Genomic DNA, 6722 nt, shown 5'->3' with positions numbered 1-6722 from the left:
TCCCTACCCTGCCCAGCCCGCCACCTCGCTCGCCGCCGCCCGGGCCAGCTTCGCCGCGGAGGCCGGGTCCACGCGCGCCGTCACGAGCACGCCAATCACGGCCCCCACCAGCAACTCCACGCGGCGGGACACCGTCTTCCGGGGCATGACTCCTGCCCGGGCCGCGCCCTCCAGGGCCCGCGTCAGGTGCCCGCTCAAGAGGGCGCGGTAGTCCTCCACCGCCCGGTGGGCCTCCGCGTCGTGAGGGGCCAGCTCCGTCGCCGTATTCACCAGCAGGCACCCCCGCCGCGTCAGGGCCGGCGGCGCGGTGCCCATCGTCGTCGCGAGCGATTCGAAATAGGTCGTCACCTGCTCCAGGCCCGGCGTGCCGGTGGCGAAGACCCCCAGCCGGGGCGCGATGACCTCCTGGAGGTACAGCGCCACGGCGCGCGTGAACAGCGCCCGCTTGCTGTCGAACGCCTGATACAGGCTGGAGCGGTTCAGCCCCGTCGCGGACTCCAGGTCCGCGAGCGACGTCGCCTCATAGCCCCGCGACCAGAACACCCCCAGCGCCGCCCGCACCGCCACCGTCTCATCGAACGCACGCGTCCGTGCCACGTCACCCTCCTTGACAATTCTGAACCGACCGTTTCAATATGGATTCGGAACTGACTGGTACAGAATAGCCCACCCCGGAGGGGGAGTCATCATGTCGCCACTGGCACAGGTCTTCGCGGTCATCGCAGCGCTCATCCACGTGTTGTTCTTCGTGATGGAGAGCATCCTCTTCCCGCAGCCGAAGGTGTGGAAGCGCTTCGGGCTGAAGTCGCAGTCGGACGCGGACGTGGCGAAGCCCATCATGCTGAACCAGGGCTTCTACAACCTGTTCCTCGCGCTGGGAGTCTTCGTCGGCGTGGCGCTGGTGCACACCGCGTCGGTCGCGTCGGGCGTGGCGGTCGTGATGTTTGGCTGCGCGTGCATGCTGCTGGCCGCCCTGGTGCTGGTGACGAGCAACCGCCGCTTCTTCACGGCCAGCCTCGTCCAGGGCCTGTTGCCGCTCTTGGCCATCGTGCTCGTCGCTGTCTGAGCCAGGCCTCGGGCAGTCGAATCCGGAAGCGTCAGGGCTCCGGTACGACGGTCTCGAACACGTCCGCGTCCGGCAGCGCGAGGACCTCGCGGCCCGCCTCGCCCAGCTTCTCGCGCGGCACGTCCTTGAAGCGCTGCACGAAGCTCGCGGACGGGCGCAGGGTGAGGGATTGGCCGGTGGCGCGATTGCGGAACGTGGTCGCGACGGCCTCCGGCGTGGGTGTCGTCACCAACGACAGGTTGAGCTTGCCCAGGCTCGCGCCCGTGGCCGCCGCCGCTCCGTCCGCGACGCAGGTGTATTGCACCAGCGCCGGGCTGTGGTGGACGACCTCCAGCTTGAAGCTGCCCCGGGGCAACCCCAGTTGCTGGAGCGCGAAGTCCCCCATGCGATAGCCCGCCACCGCCCACGGTCCCGCGCCCCCATGCACCAGGGCCACCCGCTCCAGCGCTCCGGGTTCAGCGGGCGGCGGTGCGGCAGGACGCGAACCCGCGCACCCCAGCGTGAAGCACAGCGTGGCGAAGAGCAGCGGGTGACGGCGCACGGACACGGGAGCCTCCAACAGAAGAATCAGCAGGAGCCTTCTATCCGGAACCCAGGCTCTTTCGCGAAGCCACCCTGAAGAGGAGGGAGCTCGGGGTCCTCGCCCCCGTTCCTCGAAGTTCAGAGCTCCGTTCCGGAGGCCCGGGCTTCCAGGCACCTTCGTGAACGGCAGGGCCGGCAAGTCGTCTAGGATGGGCACGAGTCATTGCCCCTCCTCCCCCCATCGCGAGGCCCGCGTGCGCACGAGGCACTTGAACCTGCCACACCTTGCTGTTCCGGATTACAGCTACAGCAAGGACACGCCGTTCACCTCGACGCGGCTGAGTCGGTTCCTCGATCGCTCCGGCATCAAGCAGATGCGTGAGCACCACCAGCACATCGCCGAGGGCATGTCGGGCAGCTTCGGCTGCGCGAACTGCCGGGGCATCGAAGCGCTCCGGAGCTGCCTCCGGGCCTACAGCGCGCTGAAGGACTATGACGCGGTCGCCAATCCACGGAACCTGGGCATTGGGGCTCTGACCTCTCTCCAGTCATTCCTGAGGGACCACGGCCCCAGGCTCGAGGAGCTGCGCGGAATCCTCGTCGACCTGAATGTGCCCTACGACGGGAAGTTCGGTCAGGTGTATGACTTCAAGGCCTACAAGAATGGCCTGCGCGACGGCAGGAATCCGATCAACCCCATCGGTGAGCGCTGGTACGGCGCGATGAAGACGTTGTTCGTCGCCAGGAACGGTCCAGGGCCGCTCAACGCGATCCTCGATACCGGCGTGGGACAGTCCGTGACGAAGCCTTCCGCCCACGCGCACGCGGTCATCGCCCGTGCCAGCCTGGAGATCGGGATTCGTTTCGGGTTCTGTGAGTTCCTGACGTTCGCTTCCTTTCCGGGCAGCACCAAGCAGGTGCGGACCTTGAAGAGCGTGGCCGCGCAGGCAGTGACCCTCGTCGACCCGGACGCGCAACTGGGCCAGACGCTGTCGGGGGCCCTCCAACAACTCCGGCAGCGTTATGAAACGCCGCTGAGGGAGCGGCGCTTGCCGGGCCTCAGCGAGGAAGCGCTCGCGGGCGAGCTGTGCGACCAGCTCATCGCGGGGATCGCGGCCATCGTCGCCTCCAAGGAGTCGCATCAGCGCGCCAACTGCTTCGCCCTGTGTTCGGTCTACCGGGCACTCTTCCTGGGATTCTCCTACACCCGGTTGCACGCGGAGCGGACCCGGTGGCGCGACCTGCGTGAGAAGGTGCAAGGCGTGGGGGATCTGCTGACGTATTTCCCCAAGTCGCGTGCTGGCAACTCCCTGGCGAGCATCAACCTGAAGGGGTTCTCGGACAGCCTGGGCAAGAGGAACCTGGGCGACGTGGCCCGGCTCATCGACCTCCATGGCAAGAGTTGGAAGACGGTGCGCGAGGTCGAGTTCGCCAAGCAATGCGGCGAATGTGAATCCGAGCAGGGCGCCTTCGACCTGCCGGGGCGGGTGGTCGACAGCCGCGTCCTGCACAAGGGCCCGAAGCTCGATCCGTCCATCGGGCTCTCCTTCTCCGAGCTGGGCGTCGCCGCGACAGACGATGAGACCCCCTGGGATTTGACGGCGGCAGTGGGGGCCCAGGCCGTGTGGCTCATCCTGGCGGATCTGCAGAAGCTGGCGCCCCGGGAGCCGGTCATCGCGGAGATGGTGGGCGTGTGTGATGCCGCGGCACCGCTGTTCGTGGGGTACATGGAGATGCTGTTCCTGGGCCTCGGGTTCGCCGGCTGCACCAGCTTGCCGCTGGTGCTCGAAGAGACCCATGAGCGCCCGAAGCAGGAGACCGCCGTCATCACCTGGTCGCCCGGTTCGCTCTCCACCCCGGCCTACACGGGGCCGACCTCGCTCGAACTCCACGCGGCGGCACGGAAGCTGGGGTTGACGCTCAAGGAGTTGATGGAGCGTGAGACGGTGATGGATGTGCTGTCCCGCCAGTACCGGCAACAGGCGCGCTTCGTGGCCCCCCGAGCGATGGGCGACGCTGAAGAGGCGTTCAAGGAACTGGGAGCCGCCCGGGACCTCCTGGTGAGCTACTTCAATGACGCGGCGAAGACCGCGTCCCCACCCCTGGCGCTCCAGTTCCATTGAGCGGCTCGAACGCATGGGCGGGACTGGCAGGGCGCGGTGGCCGCGCCTCTCGCGCTACAGCGTGAAGCCCACCATCAGGGACGCGGAGGCCCGGGGCACCAGCGCCACGCCTGATTCCCTTCGCGCCACCACGCCTCCCACCGAGGCCCCCAGCAGCATCGACACGCCGCCGCGCACGTCAAGTCGCACGCCTCCGGACACGAGCGCCAGCGGCTCCAGGCCGAAGCGTGTCTCATCGGAGGGAAGCCCGCCCTGGAAGACCGCCAGCGCTCCGGCCTCCAGCGCGCCGGCGAACGTCCACGGACCGTGCTTCCACTGCGGTCCCGCGTTGAGCCGCAGCTCCACCTCCGTCTGCCGGAACGCCACCCGCCGGCCTGATCCCCGGCGCACCGCGAGCCCAACGCCCGACGCATCCAGCCCCCACACCAGCCGGCCCTCGCGCTCCAGGCGCACGTCCAGGCCCGCGATGGAGGGGAGGCCCGCGACAATCCCAGACGTCAGGGACGGTCCCACCGCGAGCCACAGCGTGGACCCTACCCCACCCTTGCGCGCGAGCCGCGACCTCGCGGCCTGCTCCAGCGGCGCGCCCCCCACCGAGGCACTGCCATTGACGGGCACCGTCACCGCGCGCTCCAGGTAGCCCTCCTCCGCGCGCAAGAGCAGCCGGTACGACCCCGGCGCCACCGCGAGCGTGGTGGGGCCTTCGCCCTTCTCCAGCTCCGCCACCAGCGCGCCGCTTTCGGAGGAAAGCACCAGCCAGCGGCCCGGCGTCTTCACATCCAATGTCAGCCGTCCCCGTGCCTGCTGCGGCTCGGAGAGGATGAGCTCCCCGCGTCCGCGCAGGTCCATCCGGAACGTCGGACGCTGCAAGCCTCCCGGTGAGACAAGCGTGGACTCCAACGTGCGCGCGTAGGCGTAGCGGTAGGCTTCCTCCAGCGTGACGCGCCCATCGCGCGACGCATCGGCCGCGCCGCGCAGGCCTGTCGCCAGGTGGTGCGTGAAATAGGAGCCCTGCAGCGCGTCCGACTCCTGCGCGTATTCGTCCGCACCCGAGGCACTGATGACGACCCGCCCCTCCAGGTCCGCGGCCTCCATCGTGATGGGCGCGGCCACGGGCTTGAGGCCCTTCAGGCGCGTGGCGACGCCGGAGCGGCACGAGTCCAGGATGAGCAGCCCCACGCCCACGGGCGCTCCCTTGAGGAAGTCCACCAGCTCGCGCATCGGCAGCTCGGTGCCTCGCAGGTGCAGGCTGCCGTCACCCGCGTGCGAGGAGATGTAGAGCACCAGCCAGTCGCGCGACGTCGCCTCCGAGGACAGCCGCGCCTGGAAGCGCGTCAGGGCCTCACGCAGCGTGGCGGCATCCGTGCCCAGCAACGTCACGGTGCGCTCCGGGGGCACCGTCCCCACTTCCTGGAGGACCTCGCGCATCCGGCGGGCGTCGGCCTCCGCGAAGCGCAGCCGCTCTTCACCGGGCAGTCCCTGGTTCTCCCCCACGATCAGCGCCCAGCGTCGCGGCGCCTCCTCCCCCGCGTGGGCGTGGAGCGGGGCCACGAACACGCAGAGGGCGGCAAGCAACCCCGCCACCGCGGTGAGCCACCGCGTCATCGGACGACTCGCGGAAGCCGGGGGCCTGGGGACGACCTGCCTCATGAGGCGACTCGCTTGCGAAGGACCTGACTCCTGGAGCGACCCGCAGGACCGCAGGGGCCTGCACAAGGCCTGCCTCATGGAGCGACTCGCAGGACCGCGTGGGCGCTCGCCTTCCCGAGCCCGTCAGGCGTCACCGCGTCCAGCGGCCCCCGTCCCCTCGCCCGGGCATCCGCGATGCGCGACAGGAGCTCCGCCTTCGCCTCGTCCGCGAGCAGCGGCGTGTCCGAGAAGAACGCATGCAGCGCCACCGACCCCGGCGTCACCTCCAACGGCGGCGACAACTTCACCTCCGCCCCGGGCTCCACCGTGGCGCTGATCCGTCCCCCCTGCGGCCAGAGCACGTCCACCGCGCCCGCCTCATCCACCGCGAGCACCAGCACGTTCCGGTGCGCTCCCGTCCCCACCGCCAGCGTCACGTGCTCGCCGGGCCTCGCGCTCGTCACGGGCGCGCCGCCCTCCGACAGGAGCCGCAGCGCCACGCTCCCCTTCAGCCGCACGCCGTCCTCCGTGCCCTTCGGCACGTAGACGACCAGCACCAGCCCCACCGCCAGCGCGGCCACCAGCGGCCCGCCCCAATGCCAGCTCCAGCGCGCACGCGCCGACTGGGCGCGCTTCGCCTCCAGCTTCGCGAACACCGTCGCCGCCCGGGGCGCGCGCAGGCTCGACTCCCGCGCCTGCCGCATTTCTTCCGCGATGGGCCCGCACGTCGCGCAGGACGCCACATGCGCGCCCATGCGACCCGACGGATCCAGGCCCGAAAGCCATTCATCCAATTCCAACCGCGAGAGGTGCTCAGCCACGGCCCGCCTCCAGGTGCTCTCCCGGCAACCGCCCCAGCTCCGCGGCCTTCTTCCGGATGGACTCCAGGTCGCGGACGATGGTCTTTCGCGACACGTCGAGCATCTGGGCGATCTCCTCCTGCGTCAGCCCATCGAAGAAGTGCAGCGTGGCCACCTCCAGCTCGCGCTCGCCCATCCGGCCCACCAGGTGGCGGATGAAGTCGGCGGCCTCCCACTGACTGGGGGTGAGGGCCGCGGACTCCTCGCGCTCAGGAAGTGCCGGCTCGCGCAGGTGGCGCGAGCGCAGCGCGTTGAGGCACAGGTTGGTGGTGACGCGGTACACGTACGTCATGGGACGGGCCTCCCGTCGGAACCGCGCGCCTGCCGTCAACATGCGCTCGAAGACCTCCTGCACGATGTCCCACGCATCGGCGTCACGGCCGAGCAAGGCGAGCGCACGACGGTGCACCACGGGCGCGAAGCGCTCGTAGAGCTCCCTGAGCTCCTCCGCACCGAGCCCGCTCGCCATCCGCGTGTCCGACCTTCCTGTTCGTGCTTGTGACACCCGGGCCCGGTGGCCTG

7 protein-coding genes are annotated in these 6722 nt (G+C 69.9%); 2 read left to right on the top strand and 5 right to left on the bottom strand.

What is annotated here, in order from left to right; genetic code table 11:
- Positions 1-3 precede the first annotated feature (3 nt).
- A complete protein-coding gene (locus D7Y13_RS12550; protein ID WP_120583443.1) occupies positions 4-597 on the bottom strand; it encodes a TetR/AcrR family transcriptional regulator in 594 nt (197 codons plus the stop codon).
- A gap of 91 nt (positions 598-688) precedes the next feature.
- On the opposite strand from D7Y13_RS12550, the gene D7Y13_RS12545 reads away from it, so the two are divergent.
- Positions 689-1066 carry a DUF1304 domain-containing protein gene (locus D7Y13_RS12545; RefSeq protein ID WP_120535546.1) on the top strand — a complete coding sequence of 126 codons (378 nt, stop codon included), beginning with the start codon at positions 689-691 and terminating at the stop codon, positions 1064-1066.
- A gap of 31 nt (positions 1067-1097) precedes the next feature.
- Here the strand turns inward: D7Y13_RS12545 and D7Y13_RS12540 are convergent, their stop codons facing one another.
- Positions 1098-1613 carry an FmdE family protein gene (locus tag D7Y13_RS12540; RefSeq protein WP_120583444.1) on the bottom strand — a complete coding sequence of 172 codons (516 nt, stop codon included), beginning with the start codon at positions 1611-1613 and terminating at the stop codon, positions 1098-1100.
- Between the two features lie 244 nt (positions 1614-1857).
- Here D7Y13_RS12540 and D7Y13_RS12535 point away from each other — a divergent pair, with 244 nt between their 5' ends.
- Positions 1858-3711, top strand: a complete 1854-nt coding sequence (locus D7Y13_RS12535; RefSeq protein WP_120583445.1) for a hypothetical protein — start codon at positions 1858-1860, stop codon at positions 3709-3711.
- Positions 3712-3765: 54 nt separating this feature from the next.
- On the opposite strand, the gene D7Y13_RS12530 is transcribed toward D7Y13_RS12535, so the two are convergent.
- The 3 genes from D7Y13_RS12530 to D7Y13_RS12520 all read right to left on the bottom strand — a co-directional run bounded on the left by D7Y13_RS12530 (position 3766) and on the right by D7Y13_RS12520 (position 6669).
- Positions 3766-5316 (bottom strand): caspase family protein, encoded by a 1551-nt coding sequence (locus D7Y13_RS12530; protein ID WP_158620355.1) that lies wholly within the window; start codon positions 5314-5316, stop codon positions 3766-3768.
- A 119-nt stretch (positions 5317-5435) separates the two neighbouring features.
- Positions 5436-6161 carry a hypothetical protein gene (locus tag D7Y13_RS12525; protein ID WP_120583447.1) on the bottom strand — a complete coding sequence of 242 codons (726 nt, stop codon included), beginning with the start codon at positions 6159-6161 and terminating at the stop codon, positions 5436-5438.
- A complete protein-coding gene (locus D7Y13_RS12520; protein WP_120533247.1) occupies positions 6154-6669 on the bottom strand; it encodes a sigma-70 family RNA polymerase sigma factor in 516 nt (171 codons plus the stop codon). The genes D7Y13_RS12525 and D7Y13_RS12520 overlap by 8 nt, the downstream gene beginning before the upstream one ends.
- Positions 6670-6722 lie beyond the last annotated feature (53 nt).

This window comes from Corallococcus praedator, assembly GCF_003612125.1.
GTDB lineage: Bacteria > Myxococcota > Myxococcia > Myxococcales > Myxococcaceae > Corallococcus > Corallococcus praedator.
The sequence above is the reverse complement of the archived record's forward strand: the minus strand, read 5'-3'. Positions and strand labels throughout refer to the sequence as shown.

Coding starts and splice junctions, on each gene's coding strand:
- D7Y13_RS12545 (WP_120535546.1), top strand. CDS start 689: ATGTCGCCACTGGCACAGGTCTTCGCGGTCATCGCAGCGCTCATCCAC.
- D7Y13_RS12520 (WP_120533247.1), bottom strand. CDS start 6,669: ATGGCGAGCGGGCTCGGTGCGGAGGAGCTCAGGGAGCTCTACGAGCGC.
- D7Y13_RS12530 (WP_158620355.1), bottom strand. CDS start 5,316: ATGACGCGGTGGCTCACCGCGGTGGCGGGGTTGCTTGCCGCCCTCTGC.